The sequence below is a fragment of the Nonomuraea turcica genome (assembly GCF_030718205.1).
Classification (GTDB): domain Bacteria; phylum Actinomycetota; class Actinomycetes; order Streptosporangiales; family Streptosporangiaceae; genus Nonomuraea.
The window spans coordinates 56,969-77,898 of record NZ_JAUZQF010000023.1 but is presented as its reverse complement, the minus strand read 5'-3'; the positions used below and the strand labels follow the sequence as shown (position 1 = coordinate 77,898).

Annotated in this window: 22 protein-coding genes; 14 read left to right on the top strand and 8 right to left on the bottom strand. The window is 70.6% G+C overall.

What is annotated here, in order from left to right:
* The first annotated feature begins 92 nt into the window (after positions 1-92).
* From Q9G87_RS60965 to Q9G87_RS44585, 4 genes are all read left to right on the top strand, one after another.
* Positions 93-176, top strand: a complete 84-nt coding sequence (locus Q9G87_RS60965; RefSeq protein ID WP_311132608.1) for a putative leader peptide — start codon at positions 93-95, stop codon at positions 174-176.
* Between the two features lie 106 nt (positions 177-282).
* The gene (locus Q9G87_RS44600; RefSeq protein ID WP_305922696.1) at positions 283-1,971 is read left to right on the top strand and encodes a nitrite/sulfite reductase; all 1,689 of its coding nucleotides are present in this window, start codon (positions 283-285) and stop codon (positions 1,969-1,971) included.
* 136 nt (positions 1,972-2,107) lie between these two features.
* Positions 2,108-2,836 carry a phosphoadenylyl-sulfate reductase gene (locus Q9G87_RS44590; protein WP_305922694.1) on the top strand — a complete coding sequence of 243 codons (729 nt, stop codon included), beginning with the start codon at positions 2,108-2,110 and terminating at the stop codon, positions 2,834-2,836.
* On the top strand, positions 2,818-3,594 hold the full coding sequence (locus tag Q9G87_RS44585) for a sirohydrochlorin chelatase (RefSeq protein WP_305922693.1): 777 nt from the start codon (positions 2,818-2,820) through the stop codon (positions 3,592-3,594). The genes Q9G87_RS44590 and Q9G87_RS44585 overlap by 19 nt, the downstream gene beginning before the upstream one ends.
* Positions 3,595-3,676: 82 nt before the next feature.
* Here the strand turns inward: Q9G87_RS44585 and Q9G87_RS44580 are convergent, their stop codons facing one another.
* A complete protein-coding gene (locus Q9G87_RS44580) occupies positions 3,677-4,417 on the bottom strand; it encodes a DUF1707 SHOCT-like domain-containing protein (protein ID WP_305922692.1) in 741 nt (246 codons plus the stop codon).
* A 177-nt stretch (positions 4,418-4,594) separates the two neighbouring features.
* On the opposite strand from Q9G87_RS44580, the gene Q9G87_RS44575 reads away from it, so the two are divergent.
* Positions 4,595-5,932 carry an ankyrin repeat domain-containing protein gene (locus Q9G87_RS44575; protein WP_305922691.1) on the top strand — a complete coding sequence of 446 codons (1,338 nt, stop codon included), beginning with the start codon at positions 4,595-4,597 and terminating at the stop codon, positions 5,930-5,932.
* Positions 5,933-5,940: 8 nt separating this feature from the next.
* Here the strand turns inward: Q9G87_RS44575 and Q9G87_RS44570 are convergent, their stop codons facing one another.
* The 4 genes from Q9G87_RS44570 to Q9G87_RS44555 all read right to left on the bottom strand — a co-directional run bounded on the left by Q9G87_RS44570 (position 5,941) and on the right by Q9G87_RS44555 (position 9,506).
* Positions 5,941-6,516: an HD domain-containing protein gene (locus Q9G87_RS44570; protein WP_305922690.1), complete on the bottom strand. Its 576-nt coding sequence runs from the start codon at positions 6,514-6,516 to the stop codon at positions 5,941-5,943.
* 342 nt (positions 6,517-6,858) lie between these two features.
* Positions 6,859-7,197, bottom strand: a complete 339-nt coding sequence (locus tag Q9G87_RS44565) for a hypothetical protein (protein ID WP_305922689.1) — start codon at positions 7,195-7,197, stop codon at positions 6,859-6,861.
* An 861-nt stretch (positions 7,198-8,058) separates the two neighbouring features.
* Positions 8,059-8,949, bottom strand: coding sequence for a maleylpyruvate isomerase family mycothiol-dependent enzyme (locus tag Q9G87_RS44560; RefSeq protein WP_305922688.1), 891 nt, complete (start codon positions 8,947-8,949; stop codon positions 8,059-8,061).
* Positions 8,949-9,506 carry a sigma-70 family RNA polymerase sigma factor gene (locus tag Q9G87_RS44555; RefSeq protein WP_305922687.1) on the bottom strand — a complete coding sequence of 186 codons (558 nt, stop codon included), beginning with the start codon at positions 9,504-9,506 and terminating at the stop codon, positions 8,949-8,951. Before Q9G87_RS44555 ends, Q9G87_RS44560 begins: the two co-directional genes overlap by 1 nt.
* 163 nt (positions 9,507-9,669) lie before the next feature.
* Between Q9G87_RS44555 and Q9G87_RS44550 the strand changes: the two genes are divergently transcribed.
* On the top strand, positions 9,670-10,095 hold the full coding sequence (locus Q9G87_RS44550; protein ID WP_305922686.1) for an OsmC family peroxiredoxin: 426 nt from the start codon (positions 9,670-9,672) through the stop codon (positions 10,093-10,095).
* 199 nt (positions 10,096-10,294) lie between these two features.
* Positions 10,295-12,418 carry a glycogen debranching protein GlgX gene (gene glgX, locus Q9G87_RS44545; protein WP_305922685.1) on the top strand — a complete coding sequence of 708 codons (2,124 nt, stop codon included), beginning with the start codon at positions 10,295-10,297 and terminating at the stop codon, positions 12,416-12,418.
* A gap of 6 nt (positions 12,419-12,424) precedes the next feature.
* Here glgX and Q9G87_RS44540 read toward each other — a convergent pair whose 3' ends face one another.
* A complete protein-coding gene (locus Q9G87_RS44540) occupies positions 12,425-12,820 on the bottom strand; it encodes a hypothetical protein (RefSeq protein ID WP_305922684.1) in 396 nt (131 codons plus the stop codon).
* 182 nt (positions 12,821-13,002) lie between these two features.
* Here Q9G87_RS44540 and Q9G87_RS44535 point away from each other — a divergent pair, with 182 nt between their 5' ends.
* The 4 genes from Q9G87_RS44535 to Q9G87_RS44520 are packed head-to-tail and all read left to right on the top strand — an operon-like array spanning position 13,003 to position 15,642.
* Positions 13,003-13,359, top strand: a complete 357-nt coding sequence (locus Q9G87_RS44535) for a hypothetical protein (protein ID WP_305922683.1) — start codon at positions 13,003-13,005, stop codon at positions 13,357-13,359.
* A gap of 44 nt (positions 13,360-13,403) precedes the next feature.
* On the top strand, positions 13,404-14,123 hold the full coding sequence (locus Q9G87_RS44530) for a pyrimidine reductase family protein (protein ID WP_305922682.1): 720 nt from the start codon (positions 13,404-13,406) through the stop codon (positions 14,121-14,123).
* Positions 14,123-15,274: an ATP-dependent DNA ligase gene (locus tag Q9G87_RS44525; RefSeq protein WP_305922681.1), complete on the top strand. Its 1,152-nt coding sequence runs from the start codon at positions 14,123-14,125 to the stop codon at positions 15,272-15,274. The genes Q9G87_RS44530 and Q9G87_RS44525 overlap by 1 nt, the downstream gene beginning before the upstream one ends.
* Before the next feature lie 26 nt (positions 15,275-15,300).
* Positions 15,301-15,642, top strand: coding sequence for a hypothetical protein (locus tag Q9G87_RS44520; RefSeq protein ID WP_305922680.1), 342 nt, complete (start codon positions 15,301-15,303; stop codon positions 15,640-15,642).
* Here Q9G87_RS44520 and pgeF read toward each other — a convergent pair.
* Positions 15,639-16,346: a peptidoglycan editing factor PgeF gene (gene pgeF, locus Q9G87_RS44515; protein WP_305922679.1), complete on the bottom strand. Its 708-nt coding sequence runs from the start codon at positions 16,344-16,346 to the stop codon at positions 15,639-15,641. The two genes, Q9G87_RS44520 and pgeF, sit on opposite strands and share 4 nt — an antisense overlap.
* 49 nt (positions 16,347-16,395) lie before the next feature.
* On the opposite strand from pgeF, the gene Q9G87_RS44510 reads away from it, so the two are divergent.
* Positions 16,396-17,331, top strand: coding sequence for a hypothetical protein (locus tag Q9G87_RS44510; protein ID WP_305922678.1), 936 nt, complete (start codon positions 16,396-16,398; stop codon positions 17,329-17,331).
* A 6-nt stretch (positions 17,332-17,337) separates the two neighbouring features.
* Here the strand turns inward: Q9G87_RS44510 and Q9G87_RS44505 are convergent, their stop codons facing one another.
* Complete coding sequence (locus Q9G87_RS44505) at positions 17,338-18,417, bottom strand: class I SAM-dependent methyltransferase (RefSeq protein WP_305922677.1); 1,080 nt, start codon at positions 18,415-18,417, stop codon at positions 17,338-17,340.
* 154 nt (positions 18,418-18,571) lie between these two features.
* Between Q9G87_RS44505 and Q9G87_RS44500 the strand changes: the two genes are divergently transcribed.
* A complete protein-coding gene (locus Q9G87_RS44500) occupies positions 18,572-20,005 on the top strand; it encodes an aldehyde dehydrogenase family protein (RefSeq protein ID WP_305922676.1) in 1,434 nt (477 codons plus the stop codon).
* A 19-nt stretch (positions 20,006-20,024) separates the two neighbouring features.
* Positions 20,025-20,900 carry a tetratricopeptide repeat protein gene (locus tag Q9G87_RS44495; protein WP_305922675.1) on the top strand — a complete coding sequence of 292 codons (876 nt, stop codon included), beginning with the start codon at positions 20,025-20,027 and terminating at the stop codon, positions 20,898-20,900.
* The last annotated feature ends 30 nt before the right edge of the window (positions 20,901-20,930 follow it).

The window sequence follows — 20,930 nt, the reverse complement described above, 5'->3', positions numbered from 1 at the left end:
GGCTGGCGCCGCCAGGGTTGATAAGCATCCGGACAGTCCCACACTCTGGACCCCGTCTTGGACATCCGGGACGGCCAGGGTATCTTCGATACATGCCAGCGGACCCCATGCTCGTCGGTCGACGCCACGTCGACCTCCAGCGTGTCCGCAGTGCCATCTGTTGCGACGCCCGCTAACCCGATTGTTTCTGCCGCTGAGCGCGTCGCAATCCTCCCTCGCATCCTGCCCTCGACGATGAGGCTTGAGGAACCCTGCGCGCGCCCATGATCCGAAGGACGCGCAATGAGCACCCCTGCCAGCCGCACCCCTGCCAGCAGGCACCACAAACGCCCGCGCGGCGAAGGCCAGTGGGCTCTCGGTTACCGTGAGCCGCTCAACAAGAACGAAGAGAACAAGAAGAACGACGACGGCCTCAACGTCCGCCAGCGCATCATCGACATCTACTCCAAGCGTGGCTTCGACTCGATCGATCCCGCCGACCTGCGCGGCCGCATGCGCTGGTACGGCCTCTACACGCAGCGCAAGCCCGGCATCGACGGCGGCAAGACCGCGATCCTGGAGCCGGAGGAGCTGGACGACAGCTACTTCATGCTGCGCGTGCGGATCGATGGCGGCCAGCTCTCACTGGCCCAGCTGCGCACGATCGCGGACATCTCCAACGACTACGGCCGCGGCACCGCCGACCTGACCGACCGCCAGAACATCCAGCTGCACTGGATCGAGATCGAGTCGGTGCCGGACATCTGGGAGCGTCTGGAGGCCGTGGGCCTGTCGACGACGGAGGCGTGCGGCGACACTCCCCGCGTGATCCTGGGGTGTCCGCTGGCCGGCATCGACGCCGACGAGGTGCTCGACGCGACCGAGCAGATCTACGAGGTCCAGGAGCGGGTCGTCGGCAATCCGGCGTACTCGAACCTGCCCCGCAAGTTCAAGTCGGCGGTGAGCGGCTGCCCGGCGCACTGCACGGTGCACGAGATCAACGACGTGGCGTTCGTGGGCGTGGTCAACGAGCAGGGCGAGATCGGCTACGACCTGTGGGTGGGCGGCGGCCTGTCCACGAACCCGATGCTCGGCAAGCGGATCGGCGTGTTCGTCAAGCCGGAGCAGGTGGCCGACGTCTACGAGGGCGTTGTCGGGATCTTCCGCGACTACGGCTACCGGCGGCTGCGGCACCGGGCGCGGATCAAGTTCCTGGTCAACGACTGGGGTGTGGAGAAGTTCCGCGAGATCCTCGAGACCGAATACCTGAAGGATGCGCTGCCCGACGGGCCCGCGCCCGAGCTGCCGCGCGGCAGCCGCCGCGACCACGTCGGCGTCTTCCCGCAGAAGGACGGCAACTTCTACGTCGGCTTCGCGCCCAAGGTGGGCCGGCTCGACGGTGACAAGCTCCACACGATCGCCGACATCGCCGAGCGGCACGGCTCCGGCCGGGTGCGTACGACGGTCGAGCAGAAGATGGTCGTCCTCGACGTCGCGCCCGACCAGGTGGACTCCATCGTGGCGGAGCTGGAGGCCAACGACCTGCAGGTCAGGCCGTCCACGTTCCGGCGCCAGACGATGGCGTGCACCGGCATCGAATACTGCAAGCTGGCCATCGTCGAGACCAAGGCCACCGCGGCCCAGCTGATCGACGAGCTGGAGCGGCGCCTGCCCGACTTCCAGGAGCCGCTGACGATCAACGTCAACGGCTGCCCCAACTCCTGCGCCCGCATCCAGGTCGCCGACATCGGCCTCAAGGGCCAGCTGGTGGTGGACGAGAACGGCGACCAGGTCGAGGGCTTCCAGATCCACCTGGGCGGCTCGCTGGGCGTCAACGCCGGCTTCGGCCGGAAGGTGCGCGGACTGAAGACCACCGCCAAGGCGCTGCCCGACTACGTGGAGCGCGTGGTGAAGCACTACGACGCTCAGCGCAAGGAAGGCGAGTCGTTCGCCGACTGGGTGCAGCGCGCGGACGAGGCGGACCTGAAATGAGCACGCGAGCGGTCCCCTTCCACTGCCCTTACTGCGGCGACGAGGACCTCGAGCCCTACGAGAGCGACGGCGGCTGGTACTGCAGGGCCTGCGCTCGAGCCTTCAAGCTGAAGTTTCTCGGAATCGGAGTGAAGATATGACGCTGGTGGACATCGAGGTCGGTTTGAGACAGCAGCGCGGCACGCTCGACCTGCAGGACATCGTGGAGTCCGCCGCGACGTTCCTGGAGGGCGCCCCCGCCCGTGAGATCATCCGCTGGGCGGCGGCGACGTTCGGCGACCGGCTGTGCCTGACGTCCTCGATGAGCGACGCCCTCCTCATCGACCTGGTGAGCAGGGTCAAGCCCGGCGTGGACGTGTTGTTCATCGACACCGGCTACCACTTCGCCGAGACGATCGGCACGCGGGACGCGGTGCGGCAGGTCTATGACGTCAACGTGATCGACGTGAAGCCGTCGCGGACGGTCGCGGAGCAGGACCGCGACCTGGGCCCGCGCCTGTTCGGCCGCAACCCGGACCTGTGCTGCTACCTGCGCAAGGTGGAGCCGCTGAACCGGGCGCTGGAGCCGTACCTGGCGTGGATCTCCGGCATCCGCCGCGACGAGTCGTCCAGCCGGACGGACACCAGGGTCGTCGAGTGGGACGCCAAGCGGCAGATGGTCAAGGTCAACCCGATCGCCGCCTGGACCCAGGAGGATGTGGACAACTACATCGCCGACAACGGGGTGCTGATCAACCCGTTGCACTACGACAACTACCCCTCGATCGGCTGCGCGCCGTGCACGCGGCAGGTCGCGGAGGGAGAGGATCCGCGCAGCGGGCGCTGGGCGGGCCTGGGGAAGGTCGAATGCGGCATTCACCTGTGATCCCCAGGAGGGGACTCGTCCCGTTGGCAGGCGGGACGGCCCCCGGTGGCGTGCCACTGGTGGCGGTGGCGCACGGGTCTCGCGATCCGCGCGCCGCCGCCACCGTGGCCGCGCTGCTCGAGCAGGTGCCGCTGGACGTCCGCGTCGCGTATCTGGATCACTGTGCTCCCACGCTCCCCCAGGCGCTCGGCGGCCTGGAAGAGGCCGTGGTGCTGCCGCTGCTGCTCACCGAGGCCTACCACAGCCGGGTGGACCTGCCGTCGGCGCTGAATGAGGTACGCGCGCGCCGGCCGCGCCTGCGCGTGCACTACGGGGCCACGCTGGGGCCGCACCCGCTGCTGCGCGCCGCGCTGGAGCGGCGGCTGGCCGAGGCGGGCGTGCGGCCCGGGGATCCGGACACGGCGGTGGTGCTGGTGTCGGCGGGTTCCAGCGACGCCAGGGCGAACGCGGTGATCTCGCAGATGGCGCGGGAGTGGCGACGGGCCGGCTGGTGGACGGTCAAGGCCGCCTACGCCTCGGCCGCGGAGCCCTCCCCCGCGCAGGCGGTGGCCGAGCTGGTGCGCGCGGGCGCGCCGCGCGTGGCCGTGGCGCCTTACCTGCTGGCTCCCGGCCACTTCGCCGACAAGGTGCGCCTCAGCGCGCTGGAGGCGGGCGCGGCCGTCGTGGCCGACGTGCTCGGCCCGGCGCCGGAGCTGGTCGACGTCCTGCTGGAACGTTACGAGCAGGCACACCGCCAGCCGGTGTCACTCGCGATCTGAGCAGCGGTTCGCGACGATCCGCCGCGACGGGGCGGGGCGCGTCAGCAGCCTCCGGGTCGGCTCGGCTCGGCGAGCCGGCGGATCAGTAGCCGCGCCCGATGTCCCTGTTCACGTCGCGCAGCTGCCTGTGCAGCTCGCGGCTTTCGGCCCGCAGCTGCCTGCCGAGCTTGCGCCAGTCCTCGCCGTGCAGCTGCCGCCAGTGCTCGCGCCAGGCCGAGAAGGTCCGCTTCAGCGGCTGCGCCCGCGAGTCGCCGAGCACCTTCACGTCGCCCATGATCGCGTACGCGTGCACCCGCACCACCGGCACGTTCATGCCGGGCGCGGCCTCCAGCACGTCCACCTTCTTGTCGCCCATGACGGCCATCCCGTCGAGGTCCACGTTGACCCCGTCGGGCACGATGATCTTCACGTCGCCCATCACGGAGACGGCCGTGATGTCGACCGTGTTCGTGCGGACCTCGGCCTCGCGCAGGTCGAGCACCACGTCCCCCATGACCGCCACGGCGCCGAGCTCCTGGTCGATCCGCCACTTCCCGCGCCGCTTGGAGTCGCCCATGACGCCGACGAACCAGCGCCGCTTCTTGCCCTCGCGAACGGGTCGAGCTCCGGCGGGCGGCTGGGCTCCGGCGGACACGGCGCCGGCGGCAGGCAGGTCCTGGGTGAGCATCGCCAGCTCGGCGTGCGTGGTGGCCGTATAAGCGGCCTCCGTGCGGTCGGTCAGCTCGGCCAGCGTCAGCCTGCCTTCCACCGAGGCGACACGGAGCTGCTCGACGACGGCCTCGCGCTCGGCATCCGACGCGCGGACCCCACCGGGATCAGTCATACTCGCAACATATCGCGTCTTGGCCGGAATGCAGCTCCTCCTTTCGGAGGAGAAAGCAGCCAAACTGTGAATATTCGGTATGAGGGGTGAACCCTGGCGGGCCTCGGGCGCGTACCACTCGATGACATGGCCCTAGCTTGGTCCGGGGCGCGGCCGGACCAGGTTAGGGTCCGTGTCATGCATGAGGAACAGCTCTACCGCGCGGCGTTGAACGGCGAGACCGAGACCGTGGGCAAGCTGCTGGCCGGCGGCGCCGATCCCAATAAGCCCAGCGAGGGCGAGGAGGAGGGGCTGCCGCTGTGCGCGGCCGCCGCCTGGGACCGGCACGAGGTGGCCGGCACGCTGCTGGCGGCCGGCGCCGACGTCAACGGCCGCGAGACCGGCGGCTGGACGGCGCTGCTCTGGGCCGCCTCCAACGGCCACGCCGCCACCGCCAGGGTGCTGATCGAGGCAGGGGCCGGCGTGGACACGGCCAACGACGACGGCGACACCCCGCTCTCGCTGGCCGCCAGGCGCGGCGCGCTGGGCGTCGTGCAGGTGCTCCTGGAGGCGGGCGCCGACCCCGCGAAGTACGACGGCGACGGCGACACGCCGCTCGACATCGCCGTCGACTGGGTGGGCGTGCACCTGGAGAGCGCGCTGCTCGACCAGATCGAGCAGGAGGGCTGGGACTACGTCGTGGCCCGGCAGTACGCCAAGGACGGCACCGAGCTGGTCACGGTGGCCGGGCAGGCGCCCGACGGCGAGCAGACCGAGCAGGTCCAGGCGCAGCGGGGCCACGCCGCCATCGCGACGCTGCTGGAGGACGCGACCGGGGTCTACCCGCCGGTGGAGCGGCTCGTGGCGCGGGCGCTGGCCCACCGCGACATCGACGAGGACGCCGAGACCTGGTGGATCGTGGCCGACACGCTGAACAGGCGCGCCGACGAGGAGACGTACGAGGCGCTGGCCAGGTTGTGCGTGAGCGAGGACGCCAGGGAGCGGGAGTTCGGCGTGGACGCGATCGCCCAGTTCGGCTTCGCCGAAGGCGAGAAGCCGTTCCTGGAGCGCACGCTGCCGCTGCTGCAGAAGATGGTCACCACGGAGGGCAACCCGCAGGTGCTGCGCTCGGTGCTGGCCGCGCTCGGCCACCAGGGCGACCCGCGGGCGTTGCCGGCCGTCCTCGACATCATCGGCCGCCCGGGGCACAAGCGCACGATGACGGACGCCATCGCGCTGGCCGACGTGCTGCCGCCGGACCACGAGGAGGGCCTGGCGCTGCTGATCGAGATGACCGAGGAGGACGAGGCCGAGGTGCGCGACTGGGCCACCGCCGGGCTCGCCGGGCTGGAGGCCGACACGCCGCGCATCCGCGAGGCCCTGGCGGCCCGGCTCGCCGACTCGGACCTGCGCACGGTGGCCGAGGCCACGCGCGGGCTCGCCATCCGCGGGGACGACAGGGCCGCGCGGGGCGCCGAGCGGGTGCTGGCCGAGAGCGACGACGATTACGCCAGAGACCTCGTCACGCAGCAGTAGAGGGTCCCTCAGTCGCCGTTGAGCACGCGGGTCACCCATTCCAGGGTGCCCGTGCGCAGGGCCTCCTCCGCCAGGCGCTTGCCCGTCGGGGTCGTGAGGGCGGCCAGCGAGCTGTCGATCCAGCCCTGGACGTTCTGGTGCCCCTGCTCGCGGTATTCGACGGCCTGGAGCAGGCACTCCAGCTTGTCGGCGTCCCGCGCGCAGACGGCCTCGACGCTGGCCTTCTCCTCGTACTCCGCGACGGCGTCGCGCATCATGTCCGCCACCGGCTCCGGCACGCCCCGCACCTGGTCGGCGGTGACCTCCTCGTTGGGCGCCACGGTGAGGTAGCGCTTGCCGATGTAGGGGATGTCGGTGATGCGCGTCTCCTGCGTGTCGTGGAACAGGGCCATGAACGCGGCCCGCTCCGGATCACCGCCTTCGAGCTTGGCGATCATCCCCGCGATGATCGCCGCGCGGAAAGAGTGCTCGGCCACGCTCTCCGGGTCGCGCACGCCGGCGACGTGCCACCCGGTCCGCTTGTAGCGCTTGAGCAGCCCGAACTCGTACAGCAGCCCTGCCAGCCCCGTCTCATCGCCCGTCACGATGACCCCCTCTCGTCATGTACAGGGCCTAAGAGCCTAAACGACGTTTCCGGCTGCCGCCGAGGGACGGTCGCGGCGCCCGATCGGCGCGCCGGCGAGGACAGAGGACGGCGGCAGATGCTCCAAATTACGACAAATGCCGCGACCATTCTTCTGGCCGCGGCATTTGTCATTTCGGCGGATTCGAGGAGGCGATACTCCGCACGACCCCGTCCGCCGTCATGCCCATGCGATTCGTCCCGCTGGACGCACGAATCGTCCGGCTCATGGCGTTCGCGTGTCGTTGTGTGATGCCCGCCCGGCCCCGGAGGGCCGGGCGGTCCTGAGTCGTCCCAGGCCGTCCTAGTCGTGGTCTCCGTGGTGGTGCCAGGACCCGTGGTGGTGTCCGTAGTCGCGGCCGTAGTAGTCCCGGCTACCGTGGTGCCAGCCGGGGTGGTGGCGCCAGACGGGGTTCTGGTAACCCCACCAGCCGTAACGACAGCGGTAGTTCCACGCGCAGTACTGCGGCGGCGTCTCGGTCGAGCTGACCGAGACCTCGGTCGTGGCGGTGGTGCTCGCGCCGGCCACCCCCTGACCGACGGGAAGGAACATGACCCCGGCGGCCGCGGCGGCCAGGGCCAGTGTCGCGACACGCCCAAGGCTTCGCGTGCGTGGTTGCCGACTTTCGGTGTTCTCGTGCATTCGACTTCCATTCATGGATAGATCGGCCGCGAATCCGGCGCCCGAATGCCGTGGGGCGCCGGACGGAAACAGAATTACCCATCCACGAAATCGAAGGTAACCTCTCCGAACCTCAACAACGCGTCAAATCCCTGGCGCTACCCGAGGGAGTTGCCAAACAACGATTTCCTTTTCGTTTGCGCGCCGGGCGGCGTGTCGCCGCGCTTTTCGCCGCGCACGGCCCCGCACGGCCGGACGACTCGGCGGGCCGTGCGAGGCCGTCGGACGGCGACGTGGCCGCCGGCGCATGCTTCGCCCTCAGCACGGGCTCCCGCCCCCACGGACGCCGCGCTCAACACGGAGCCGGCGCCCCCACGAACGCCGCGCTCAACACGGGCCCCGGCCCCCAGGACGCCGTGGTCAACACGGGCCCCTACCCTCACGCATGCCCCGCTCAGCACGGCCCCGCCCCCACGCATCCCCGCTCAACTCGGGGCCGACGCCCTCACGGATCCCCCGCTCAATACGGAGCCGGCGCCCTCACGGATGCCGCGGTCAACACGGGCTCCCCCCTCACGGATGCCGCGCTCAACACGGAGCCGACACCCTCACGGATCCCCCGCTCAACACGGAGCCGGCGCCCTCACGCATGCCCCGCTCAACACGGGCTCCCCCTCACGCATGCCCGCTCAGCATGGAGCCGGCGTCCTTGCAGGCCGATGCCGCCATTGCCAGGGGATCGGTCGGGGACTGGGCAGGCGCAGGCCGGCGTCACGGGCCGGACGAGGCCGGGCAGGGCCGGGGTCAGGGGCCGGCGTCACGGGCCGGACGAGGCCGGGCAGGGCCGGGGACAGGGGCCGGGGACAGGGGCCGGGGCCGGGGTCAGGGGCCGGACAGGGCGGGGGCCGTGGACAGGACGTCCCTGGCCAGGGTCAGGTCGCCGGCCACCTCCGCCGGGAAGTCCGCCGGATCCCCCCTGCCGCCCAGCAGGAAACAGAACTTGATCACGTCCGCGCTGATGTGCGCGTCCGGTTCACCGGGCGCGCTCTCCTCCACGCCCAGCGGCAGCACCCACTCACCGCCGCCCGGGCCGGTCAGCGTCAGGTGGAGCGTGCGTCCGGCGCCGTTCATGCCGGAGAAGAGCATCGTCCAGGGCAGCAGGCGGGCGCACAGGTCCGCGGTCGGCCGGATGTGCTCGGGGATCGGGTCGGGGAGCCGGAGGCCGGCCGTCTTGGCGGCGTCGTCGGTGTGGATCCACGTCTCCAGGCCCCTGGCCAGGACCTGGTCACTCACCGGGACCTCCATGCCGTCCAGGGTGGCCGGCGTGGTCGGCGGCAGTTCCGCCAGGTGGCGGCAGAGCGCGTCGGCCTGCGCCCGCCAGTCCCGTCGCGTCTGCTCGGGGCTGCGGGCCCGCTCGTACGCCTGCACGTCGTGCGTACGTCCCAGCGAGTCGGCCGCCCCGATGGGCGGGCCGAGCACGGGGGCGCCCACGGAAGCGGCGAGGAGGCCGTCCTTGGCGGCCAGGTGCGCGACGAGCTCCTGGAGTGTCCAGCCCTCGACGATGACGCGTGACCAGTCGTCCTCCACGGCCGAGGCGAGCAGTGCGTCCATCGCGGCCACGCGGCCCGCGTACGGGGCCGCCCAGACGGCGGTGGGAGCCGCGGGCCTGCGCCGCGCACGGGCCCCGGCCAGAAGCTGGGGCCGCACCGAGCCCGCCGGCACCACCGGCTCCTCCATCAACGCGTCCAGGTAAAGACGCTCGACGGGGTCCATCACACCTCTTCCTCCGCCAGCGCGTCCGCCAGCCGCCTCAGGGCCAGCCGGATGCGCGACTTGGCCGTGCCCTCGGGCACGCCCAGTTCCTCGCCGACCTGCCGATATGTTCTGCCCCCGAAGTAGGCTAACTCGATCGCCTGCCGGAGGCCGTCGGGCAGTGACGTCACGGCCTGCCGCACCCGCGCGGCCTCGTCCGCGGCGAGCACGGTGTCCTCCAGCCTGGCCGGCTCCCGCTCGAACAACCGGGGACCCAGGGCCGACACCCGCCGCCGCTCCTCGGCGCGCACGTGGTCGACCGCCCGGCGGTGCGCGATCGTCGCGAGCCAGGCGCGCAACGTGCCGCGATCCGGGTCGTAGGCCAGCGGCCTTTCCCAGAAGACCAGGAACACTTCCTGCGTGATGTCCTCGGCGATCACCCGGTCCCTGGTGACCCGCAGGGAGAGACCGAAGATCAGCGAGGAGAACCGATCGTAGACCTCTCCCAGCGCGGACTCATCGCCGCCGACCACCCGCTGATGCAGCAGCCGGTCGTCGTACGGTGCCTCCACTGGCACCACACTCCCGTTTTATCCGGACCAAGGCGGCAGATGCGCCGCGACCCGAGCATGCCATTATTCGTCGGAAAAGTAGAGCCGGATGAAGCGCGCACCACACTTTGTGAGCCGTTGATCGGACCACGATAGGGTCGGAAGTCCACGACGGAGGGAGCACATAGCCATGGCCACCACACGCACCGCCACTACCCAGTGGAAGGGCGCCCTGCTCGACGGCTCGGGCACCGTCTCGCTGGACACCTCGGGCGTCGGCACGTTCGAGGTCTCCTGGCCCTCCAGGGCCGAGGCGGCGAACGGCAAGACCTCGCCGGAGGAGCTCATCGCGGCCGCCCACTCGTCCTGCTTCTCGATGGCGCTCTCGCACGGCCTGGCCGGCGCCGGCACGCCGCCGGAGGCGCTGCAGACGAGCGCGGACGTGACGTTCCAGCCGGGTGAGGGCATCACCGGCATCGTGCTCAGCGTGAAGGGTCACGTCCCCGGCATCACGGCCGAGCAGTTCCAAGAGGCGGCCGAGACCGCCAAGGCCAACTGCCCGGTCAGCAAGGCGCTGACGGGCACCACGATCTCCCTCAAGGCCGAGCTGCTCTGACGCTCCTCCGCCCGCCCTCGGCACCGTTGCCGGTCTCCCCTCCGAGACCGTCCGCGGCGCCGCGGGGCGAGCCGAGCCGTTCCTGCGCCGTTTCACGCGACGCAGGGCGCCGGCGATCGGGGCCCGTAGGTGTCCTGGTCGTGAGGCCATCGGCTCATTGAGGACCAAGAGCGGTTTTCCCGTGCGACAATTGGGCCACATGCGCGAGGTCTGGCCGGGCGAGCCCTATCCACTCGGCGCCACCTGGGATGGTGTTGGCACCAGTTTTTCGGTGTTCTCCGAGGTCGCCGAGCGGGTCGAGCTGTGCCTTTTTCAAGATGACGGCACCGAAGAGCGGGTGGATCTGCCCGAGGTCGACGGTTTCGTCTGGCATGGCTACCTGCCGGGGATCCAGCCGGGCCAGCGATACGGCTACCGCGCGCACGGCCCCTACGACCCGTCGCAGGGACACCGGTGCAACCCGGCCAAGCTGCTGCTCGACCCCTACGCCAAGGCCATCGACGGCGAGCTGACCTGGAACCAGGCGCTGTTCCCCTACTACTTCACCGATCCCTCCCGGCGCAACACGGAGGACAGCGCGCCCTATATGCCGAAGAACGTGGTCATCAACCCGTTCTTCGAGTGGGGCAACGACCGGCCGCCGCGCATCCCCTACCACCAGACGGTGATCTACGAGGCCCACGTGCGCGGGCTCACCATGCGGCACCCCGACGTGCCGCCGGACCTGCGGGGCACGTACGCCGCCGTGGGGCATCCGGCGATCATCGATCATCTGCTGTCGCTGGGGGTCACGGCGGTCGAGCTGATGCCGGTGCACCACTATGTGCCGGAGCACTTCCTGGTGGCGCGCGGGCTGACGAACTACTGGGGCTACAACACCATGGCCTACCTGGCACCCCACGGCCGCTACTCCAGCGCGGGCACGCGGGGGCAGCAGGTGCTGGAGTTCAAGGCCATGGTGCGGGCGCTGCACGAGGCGGGCATCGAGGTCATTCTCGACGTGGTCTACAACCACACCGCCGAGGGCGACCACATGGGGCCCACGCTGGGGTTCAGGGGGATCGACAACGCGGCCTACTATCGGCTGCACGACGGCGACCGGCGCTACTACCTCGACTACACCGGGTGCGGCAACTCGCTCAACGTGCGCTCGCCGCACGCGCTGCAGCTGATCATGGACTCGCTGCGCTATTGGGTGCTGGAGATGCACGTCGACGGGTTCCGCTTCGACCTGGCGTCGGCGCTCGCGCGCGAGCTGCACGACGTGGACCGGCTGAGCGCCTTCTTCGACCTGATCCAGCAGGACCCGGTGATCTCCCAGGTCAAGCTGATCGCCGAGCCGTGGGACGTCGGCCCGGGCGGCTATCAGGTCGGAAACTTCCCGCCCTTGTGGACGGAGTGGAACGGCAAATATCGCGACATCGTCCGGGATTTCTGGCGGGGTACGCATTCCGCCCTCCCGGAGTTCGCCTCGCGCCTGACCGGCTCCGCGGACCTCTACGAGTCGTCCGGCCGCCGCCCGGTCGCCTCGATCAACTTCGTGACCTGCCACGACGGGTTCACGCTGGCCGACCTGGTGTCGTACGACCACAAGCACAACGAGGCCAACGGCGAGGACAACCGCGACGGCACCAACGACAACCGCTCATGGAACTGCGGCGCGGAGGGTCCGGTCGAGGACCCCGGCATCGTCACGCTCCGCCGTCGCCAGCGCCGCAACTTCCTGGCCACGCTGTTCCTGTCGCAGGGCGTGCCGATGTTGTCCCACGGCGACGAGATCGGCCGCACCCAGCGCGGCAACAACAACGCCTACTGCCAGGACAACGAGCTGGCGTGGGTGGACTGGTCGATGGTGCACGCAGAGTCCGACCTGCTGGAGTTCGTCCGCGTGCTGTCGAAGCTGCGCCGCGAGCACCCGGTCTTCCAGCGCCGCCGCTTCTTCCAGGGCCGCCACCCCGACAACGGCGCCCGCGACCTGGTCTGGCTCACGCCGGGCGGTGCGGAGATGACGGCGGGCGACTGGCACATCAGCTACGCCAAGTCGCTCATGGTCTACCTCAACGGCGAGGCGATCACCGAGCCTGGGCCGCGGGGCGAGAAGATCGTCGACGACTCGTTCCTGCTGCTGATCAACGCGCACCACGAGAACATGTCGTTCACGCTGCCCGGCGAGGAGTTCGGCACCGAGTGGCTGCCCGTCCTCGACACCAGCCACGACACGGTGGAGGACGCGTTCGGGGAGGACGAGTGGCACGGGGGCGACGTGGTGGCCGTCACGGCCCGCTCCCTCCAGGTGCTCAGGCGCCCGCGCCCAGGCAGGTAGGGGAGCTCAAAAGACGCGTGCCGCGCTGGCCGTGAGAAACACCAGCACGAACGTCGCCACTCCGGCCAGCCCGTGCAACATCACCGCCAGCGCGGGGAACCCCGGGCCGCCCTTCTCGTGCCGGCCCGCCCCGAGCCATCGCGTGAACATCGCGAACCCCAGCAGCGCGGCCGCCGCCAGTCCCCCGAACGCCACCCACGCCAGCACCCGGCTCCCCGTGACCAGGGCGCCCACCCAGCACACCAGCGCCGACACCGCGAGCACCGGATGGGAGAAGACCAGCGTCGCCGGGAAGCGGGTGACCTTGGCCCGGCGCATGCCGCCTCCTGAGAGCCAGTGCCAGAGCAGGTGCAGCCCCGCGACTGCGGCGATCGTCCACGTCCCGGCGGTGACCAGACCCACGGGGCCCTCCCCTGTCCGTCCCATCCCTGTTGTCACGTTAAGCCGAGAGTCGCCGGTATGTCTCCGCATACACGAAAGCGGCACCTGCCGGAAAGCTCGCCATCTGCGGAGGCAGGCGCCCGCGGACGGCCCGCGTGCGCCGGTAGCCTCCCCGCCTCGCCAACGCAGGGCCCGGCGGGGCGGTGAACGGGCACGCCCCGCTGGCCGGGACCGGCGGCGAGCCCGGACAGAGCAGTGGGCCCGACGGCCGGCAGACCCGGACGGGCACAGACCCGGACGCGGCAGCGGGGCAGGGCTGGCAGCGGGGCCGAGCAGCGCGACGGCCCGAGCAGCGCGACGGCCCGAGCAGCGCGACGGCCCGAGCAGCGCGACGGCCCGAGCAGCGCGACGGCCCGAGCAGCGCGACGGCCCGAGCAGCGCGACGGCCCGAGCCGGGCAGCGGGCCGAGCCGGGCCGGGCAGGACCGTGGGCCGGCCAGGACCGTGGGCCGAGCCCGGCGGCGTGCCAGGCCGGGCAGGGCGGGGTCGGTGGGGTGGTGAAGCTGGGTGGGGCGGTTGTCGGTGCGGTGTGCCAAGGTAGAGGAGTGCGGCGCATCTATCCCGACATACAGGACAACCCAGACATCGCGCAGGCATACGCCTACCCGCAGGGCCGGCCGTGGCTGCGGCTCAACATGGTCGCCAGCGCCGACGGCGCCGCCTGGCTGAAAGGCCGCTCGGGCGGCCTGTCCAGCAGCGGTGACAAGCGGATCTTCCAGGTCCTGCGCGGGCTGGCCGACGTCGTCGTCGCGGGCGCCTCGACCGTGCGCAAGGAGGGATACGGCCCGGTCAAGCCGCGCGACTCGTGGGCGGAGATCCGCGAGGGCCGCCCCGACGTGCCGCACATCGCCGTCATCAGCCGCAGCCTCGGCTTCGACCTCGACGACGAGTTGTTCACCGACGCCACCAGCCAGACCATCGTGATCACCTGCGAGTCCTCGCCCCACGAGCGGCGCAAGGAGCTGGCCAGGCACGCCGACGTCATCGTGGTCGGCGAGGACAGCGTCGACATGCGGCTGGCGGTGACGCAGTTGCACGAGCGCGGGCTGACCAGGATCCTGTGCGAGGGCGGGCCCAGGATCAACGCCCAGCTGTCGGCCGACGACCTGGTCGACGAGCTGTGCCTGTCGATCAGCCCCATGCTGGTCGGCGGCGGCGCGGCGCGCATTCAAAACGGCGAGCCCGCGCACGTCACACTGGATCTCAGGCAAGTGCTGGAAGAAGAGGGGGTCCTCTTCTGCAGGTATGTGAGGGAGCACAGCTGATGAGCGAGCCGACGGAGCCGACCGGGACGGTCCAAGAGCCGGAGCCGGTGCCCAATCTGCCGGTGCGGCCGCCCGTGCCGCCCATGCTGGCCAAGGCGGTCAAGACCATGCCGAAGCAGGACGGCACGCTGTTCTACGAGCCGAAGTGGGACGGGTTCCGGTGCATCGTGTTCCGCGACGGGGACGAGGTCTATCTGGGCAGCCGCAACGAGCGGCCGTTCACGCGCTACTTCCCCGAGCTGGTCGAGGCGGTCAGGGCCGAACTGCCGGACAAGTGCGTGGTGGACGGCGAGATCGTGCTGCCCATGGGGTCGCAGCTGGACTTCGACGCGCTGCAGCAGCGCATCCATCCGGCCGCGTCGCGGGTGAAGATGTTGTCGGAGCGCACGCCGGCCCAGTTCATCGCGTTCGACCTGCTGGCCCTGGGCGAGGAGTCGCTGATGGAGGCGCCGTTCGCGCAGCGGCGCGCCCGGCTGGAGGGGATCTTCCCGGAGAAGGTCGGATCCGTCCGGCTGACCCCCGTCACGACCAGCGACGAGCAGGCGCACGAGTGGTTCGAGACGTTCGAGGGCGCGGGGCTCGACGGGATCATCGTCAAGCCGGGCGACCAGCCGTATGTGCCGGACAAGCGCACGATGTTCAAGGTCAAGCACGAGCGCACGGCCGATGTCGTGGTGTGCGGCTACCGGGAGCATAAGTCGGGCCCGATCGTCGGGTCGTTGCTGCTCGGGCTCTACGGCGACGACGGCAGGCTGCACCACGTGGGGGTGGCGGCCTCGTTCCCGATGGCGCGCAGGGCCGAGCTGGTGGAGGAGCTCAGGCCGCTCGTCGCGGAGCTGAGCGAGCACCCGTGGGGCCACTGGGCCGAGCAGGCGGCGGCCAACATCGGCCAGCCGGCCGCCGGGCCCGCGAGGGGCGGGCAGCGGGTCCCGGGGGCGGTGTCGCGCTGGAACGCCAAGAAGGACCTGTCGTTCATCCCGCTGCGGCCGGAGCGGGTGATGGAGGTGGCCTACGACCAGATGGAAGGCGACCGGTTCCGGCACACCGCGCACTTCCGCCGCTGGCGGCCCGACCGCACGCCTGAGTCGTGCACGTACGAGCAACTGGAGCGTCCGGTCAGTTACAACCTTGACGACATCCTTGCCCACTAGCCCGATATCCCGATATATCTCGATGCATGAGCACTGGGGATGAGTTAAAGGCCGCCGTGTCCGCCCGCCGCGAGCTCGGGCCCGAGTTCGAGGACGCGATCGTGGAGTCGTTCCTCGACACGATGGGCAAGGAGGTCGACCGGCGGGTGGATGAGCGCCTGGCCCAGGCGGCCCCGAAGTCGGTTGCCCACCAGGGGCCGAGCGACGCGCAGCGGCTGGCCCTGGCGATCGTGTCGCTCAGTCTCGGCACCCTCACCACCATCTTGTTCGTCCTGGTGGGCGACGGCCGTGCGGGCTACGTGATCCCGATCTGGGTGGCGATCATCATTGTCAACGTGTTGTTCAACAACCGGGGCAAGGGCGGCTAGGCCAGCCAGATGAGCCCCGCGAAGCGGCCGCCCGGCTGCTCACGACGGTGGGAGTAGAGCTCTTCGGACTCGATCGTGCAGCGGGCGTCGTGGCGTACGTCCGCCAGCCCGGCCGCCCTGAGCTGGGCCTCGATGCCGGCCCGCAGGTCGAGCGCGGGGGTGTCCCACGACGTCGTGGACCACGTCTCGCGGACCTTCGACGCCACCTGCTCGCGCAGCGCGGCCGGCACCTCGTAGCAGCGGCCGCAGGCGCCGGGCCCTACCAGCGCGACCATCCTGCCCGGCGCGGCGCCCTTGGCGGCCATGGCCGCCACCAGGGCGGTGGCGATGCCGGCCTCGGTGCCGGGGCGGCCGGAGTGCGCGGCGCCGACCATGCGGGCCTCCGGGTCGGCCACCAGCACAGCGGGGCAGTCCGCTCCGAGTGAGGCCAGCGCCAGCCCCGGCTCGGTGGTGAACACGCCGTCGAGCGGCGGCGGGTCGTCGCCGAACGGCTCGCTCACGTACGCGACGTCGGCGCTGTGGACCTGGCGCATGTAGACGACCGCCCGCACGCCCAGCTCGGCCGCCAGGCCTGCCCGGTTGGCCCGCACGGCCGCGGGGTCGTCGCCGACCATGCCGCCGAGGTTGCGCGAGCCGTAGGGCGGGGCGCTGACGCCGCCGTGCCGGTCGGTGATGGCGACGTGCACTCCGGGAGCCAGCTGCATGCCTAGATCCTAGAGTGCTGGGAGACGTACCTGATGGAAGGGATTCCCGATGACCAACCTCGCCGACCTGCACGTGCTGATGGCCCGCCTCGGACACCCGGTGGTCCAGCTGGCCGCCCCGTCCGGGTGCGGCTTCGCGGACGGCGCCCCGTACCGGTACGAGATCCCCAGCGTGGAGGGGCCGGCCGTGCTGGAGGCCGTGGTCACGGAGGCCGACCGGCTGGGTGTGCCGATCGCGAGGACGTCGCAGGGCAGCGGCGTGATGATGCTGACGGACGATGAAATTTCCGACATGGCGAGGATCGGGGCCGAGCGCGGCATCGAGATAAATCTGTTCCTCGGGCCGCGGGCCGCCTGGGACACCGGCGGGCAGGCCAAGCTCACGCAGGCCGTAGGGGCGGCGGCGCGGGGGAACGCGATGGTCGCGGCGGGTGTGGCCGACGCCCTGCGGGCCTGCTCCCTGGGCATCCGCAGCCTGCTGGTGGGCGATCTCGGCATGCTGGAGGTGCTGCGGACGCTCAAGGAGGACGGCACGCTACCGGCCAACCTGGTGCTGAAGACGTCCGTGCTGCTGCCGCTCACGAACGGCCCCACCGCCGCGATCCTCGAACGACTGGGCGCGACGACGGTCAACGTCGGCACCGACCTGACCGTGCCGCACCTGGCCGAGATCCGGGCCGCGACCCGGCTGCCGATCGACCTGTACCTTGAGGTGCCGGACGACCAGGGCGGATTCGTACGGTTCTACGAGGCGGTGGAGATCGTCCGGGCCACCGCGCCCGTCTACCTCAAGATGGGGCTGCGCAACGCGCCCAACATCTACCCCTCCGGCGGGCACCTAGGGGTGGTGCCGCGCGAGCTGGGCCGCGAGCGGGTGCGGCGGGCCGCGCTGGTGCAGCGGCTCATCGAGCAGCTCGATCCCGAGCTGGCCAAGCGGCTGCCCGCCCACTCGCGTCCGTCGGACCTGGGCGTGCCCGAGGTCTAGCCGCTTCTAGGCGTGCAGGCGGTGGACCGTGAGCGGGCCGCCGCCCCAGCGGCCGATCGCCTCCTCGTCGGCGAAGGCGAGCACGCGCATCATGTTGCCGCCGTCGCTGGCCTCCACGTTGCGCCGCAGCCGCGTGACGAAATCGGGCGCCAGGTTGGTGGTGCCGGCCTCGATGGTGTCGCCGTAGTGGGGGGCGAAGGCGACGCCGGCGAATCCCGTACGGCCGAGCAGCGTGCGCACCGTCTCCGAGGAGTAGAACATCAGGTGGTTCTTGGTGAAGCCGCTCCACGCCGACCCATACGCCTTGAGCAGCAGCGACCGGGCGTTGACGGTCAGGATGAGCAGCACCCCGCCGGGCGCCAGCAGGCTGCGGAACTTCCTGAAGTCCTCCAGCGGCCGAGGCAGATGCGCGAGCACCGACCAGAGCGTGATCACATCGAACCCGCCCGCCGCGATCTCCGGCACGTCCTCGGGCGCGCCAAAGTAGGTCCGCGCCTTGCTCAGCCGTTCGTTGGCCTGCTGGACGGACTCCGGCGACAGGTCCACGCCGTAGGCGTCGAATCCGCGCTGCTCGGCCAGCTCCAGGAACAGGCCCACGCCGGAGCCGAAGTCCAGCAGCCGTCGCTCCTTGCCCTCGTCGAAGACCGGCGAGAACGCCTTCATGGTCAGGTCGTAGCGGCGCTGCCGGTTGGCCGCGTACTTGCCGGACAGGAATTTGCTGTAGCCGGTGGCGTAGAGGTCGCCGAGGCGTTCCGGGCGGACGTTCGGATTGCGATAGAGGAAGCCGCACGACGGGCAGCGCACGACGTAGTAGCGCCACGAGCCGGAGCCGCCGGTCGGCTCGAACAGCGGCTGCTGGCGGGCTTCCCCGCACATCATGCAGCTGAGGAACTCCTCGATCTCCCCCAGCGGCCTGAGCTGCCGGTACGCCTCCAGCGAGATGACCGGCGCGCGCCTGGTCAGCCATTTCCACTGCGCCTCGCGGATCGCCCGCTCGCCGGGCCGCACATAGACCCGCTGGCCCCAAGGAACACGGTCATAACGGGAGCCGTACGCGAGCCGCCCCAAAAGTCGTCGATATGACATAGCCACCACCTTGCGAAGCGTTTTGCCCCACACCTCTGTGACTATGCGCCCATGTTCGGGCGCTTTACAGGCTCTTGGGCGACCAGGCGCATGCCCTCATCGACATGTCAGGACTTATGGCTTGATCCTATCAAGCAAGCATATGCTTGGCTGCGTGCCTGATTATCGTAATCTCATCGGCGGCGAGCTGATCGCCGCGGCCCGGACGATGGACTCGGTCGACCCGGCCACCGGCGAGGTGTGGACGCGGATCCCCGCGAGCGGCCCCGCCGAGGCCGAGGCGGCCGTGGCGGCGGCCCGTGCCGCGTTCCCCGCCTGGTCGGCGCTGCCCGCGCTGGCCAGGGCGCACTTCCTGCGCAAGGTGTCGGAGGTCTTCGGCCGGCACGCCGAGGAGCTGGCCAGGCTGGAGACCCGCGACAACGGCAGGATCCTGCGGGACACCTTGAAGAAGGACCTGCCGGGGATGGCGTACCTGTGGCAGCTGGCCGCCGGGCAGTGCCTGGACGCGGTCAAGGGCGAGACGGTCATCCTCGGTCCTGACGCGCTGGGGCTGACGCGGCGGGAGCCGTACGGGGTGGTGGTCTGCATCATCCCGTGGAACTCCCCCATTTCCACCTTCTCGGCGAAGGCCGCGTACGCGCTGGCGGCCGGGAACACCGTGATCGTCAAGCCGGCCGAGCAGGCGAGCGCGTCGGTGCTGCGGCTGGGCGAGCTGCTGGCCGGGGTGTTCCCGCCTGGGGTGCTGAACATCGTCAGCGGCCTGGGCGAGGAGGTCGGGGACGCCCTCGTGCGGCACCGCGACGTCGGCAAGATCAGTCTCACCGGCTCGACGGCGACCGGCCAGGCGATCACCCGGGCGTCGGCGGACGCGCTGAAGCCGATGACGTTCGAGCTGGGCGGCAAATCCCCCAATATCGTCTTTCCGGATGCCGACCTGGACGCGGCGGCCCAGGGCGTCACCGTGAACTCCATCTACACCGGGAACGCCGGGCAGGTCTGCGTGGCCGGCTCGCGCATCCTCATCCACCGCTCGATCTGGGACGACATGCTGGGCCGGATCCAGCGGATCTGCGCGGGCCTGGTGCTGGACGACCCGCAGGATCTGGCGACGACGATGGGGCCGATCGTGTCGGCGGGGCAGTTCGAGCGCGTGACCTCCTACCTGGAACTGGCCGAGAAGGAGGGCGCCAGGCTGGTCTTCGGCGGCCGGACCGGCGCGGACGTCGTGCCTGGACTGCCCGGCGGCTACTGGGTCGAGCCGACGTTGTTCACGACGGAGGACAACTCGCTGCGGGTGTGCCAGGAGGAGATCTTCGGGCCGGTGGCGGTGGCGCTGCCGTTCGAGACGGACGAGGAGGCGCTGGAGATCGCCAACGACTCCCCGTACGGGCTGGCGGCCGGCGTCTGGACCCGTGACCTCGGCCGCGCGCACCGCTTCGTCCGGGATCTGCAGAGCGGCACGGTGTGGGTGAACACTTTCCGCCAGATGCCGCCGGGGTTGCCGTTCGGAGGGGTCAAGGACAGCGGGTACGGCCACGATTCGGTCCTCGAGTTCACCCGCGAAAAAGCCGCCATTATCCAGATCTAGTCAGATAGATTTGCCCCTCGTGAGCGAGGGGATCAAGGACCACTCCGGGCTTTCGGAGGCAGCCGCCCAGTCACGGGCATCGGTGCTGCGTAGCCGCGCCGAATCGTACATCGCCCTGTCGCGGCATGACGCCGCGATCGCCGACCTGACGGAGTCGATCGCCCTGGCGCCCGACAACGCCCGCGCCTGGCGCCTGCGCGGGGAGAGCCACCGCATGATCGAGCGGTACGAGGCCGCGCTGGAGGACTTCGACGAGGCGCTGAAGCTGGAGCCGGACAGTGCGTACGCGCTGGGCTCGCGCGGCCAGACCCACGCCGCGATGGGCCGCCTGGAGGAGGCCATGGCCGACTTCGACCACGCCCTCACCCTCTCCCCCGACTCCCTGTGGATCCTGGAGGCGAAGGCGGACGCCCTGGTGGACCTGGACCGCCTCGACGAGGCCCTGGACGAGCACGCCAAGATCCTCACCCTGAACGGCGACCTGCCGTACTCCTGGGTGGCCCGCGGCGACCTGTATCAGCGCCTGCACCTGTACGCCGAGGCGATCGACGACTACACGAAGGCGCTGGACCTGGACCCCGAGCACGTGCGAGCCCTCAGCCGGCGCGGCGAGGCCCTGCGCATGGTGGACCGCTACGAGGAGGCGCTGACCGACCTGAGCCGTGCCCTGGAACTGGACCCGGACAATGACCGGGCGCTGGGGAGCAGGGGTGCGGTGCTGAGCGAGCTGGGCGACAACGAGGCGGCGCTGACCGACCTGGACCGGGCGATCGAGCTGGACCCCGAGTACGTGTGGGCGTATCGGGTGAGGGGCGAGATCTTCCAGGAGCTGGAACGCCATGAGGAAGCGGTCTCCGACTTCACCCAGGCCCTCCACCTGGAATTCGGCGGCTAGGGGTCCCCGGCGAAAAGCGCGGTCCTCGCG

Coding starts and splice junctions, on each gene's coding strand:
- Q9G87_RS60965 (WP_311132608.1), top strand. CDS start 93: ATGCCAGCGGACCCCATGCTCGTCGGTCGACGCCACGTCGACCTCCAG.
- Q9G87_RS44600 (WP_305922696.1), top strand. CDS start 283: ATGAGCACCCCTGCCAGCCGCACCCCTGCCAGCAGGCACCACAAACGC.
- Q9G87_RS44590 (WP_305922694.1), top strand. CDS start 2,108: ATGACGCTGGTGGACATCGAGGTCGGTTTGAGACAGCAGCGCGGCACG.
- Q9G87_RS44585 (WP_305922693.1), top strand. CDS start 2,818: ATGCGGCATTCACCTGTGATCCCCAGGAGGGGACTCGTCCCGTTGGCA.
- Q9G87_RS44580 (WP_305922692.1), bottom strand. CDS start 4,417: ATGACTGATCCCGGTGGGGTCCGCGCGTCGGATGCCGAGCGCGAGGCC.
- Q9G87_RS44575 (WP_305922691.1), top strand. CDS start 4,595: ATGCATGAGGAACAGCTCTACCGCGCGGCGTTGAACGGCGAGACCGAG.
- Q9G87_RS44565 (WP_305922689.1), bottom strand. CDS start 7,197: ATGCACGAGAACACCGAAAGTCGGCAACCACGCACGCGAAGCCTTGGG.
- Q9G87_RS44560 (WP_305922688.1), bottom strand. CDS start 8,949: ATGGACCCCGTCGAGCGTCTTTACCTGGACGCGTTGATGGAGGAGCCG.
- Q9G87_RS44550 (WP_305922686.1), top strand. CDS start 9,670: ATGGCCACCACACGCACCGCCACTACCCAGTGGAAGGGCGCCCTGCTC.
- glgX (WP_305922685.1), top strand. CDS start 10,295: ATGCGCGAGGTCTGGCCGGGCGAGCCCTATCCACTCGGCGCCACCTGG.
- Q9G87_RS44525 (WP_305922681.1), top strand. CDS start 14,123: ATGAGCGAGCCGACGGAGCCGACCGGGACGGTCCAAGAGCCGGAGCCG.
- Q9G87_RS44520 (WP_305922680.1), top strand. CDS start 15,301: ATGAGCACTGGGGATGAGTTAAAGGCCGCCGTGTCCGCCCGCCGCGAG.
- pgeF (WP_305922679.1), bottom strand. CDS start 16,346: ATGCAGCTGGCTCCCGGAGTGCACGTCGCCATCACCGACCGGCACGGC.
- Q9G87_RS44510 (WP_305922678.1), top strand. CDS start 16,396: ATGACCAACCTCGCCGACCTGCACGTGCTGATGGCCCGCCTCGGACAC.
- Q9G87_RS44505 (WP_305922677.1), bottom strand. CDS start 18,417: ATGTCATATCGACGACTTTTGGGGCGGCTCGCGTACGGCTCCCGTTAT.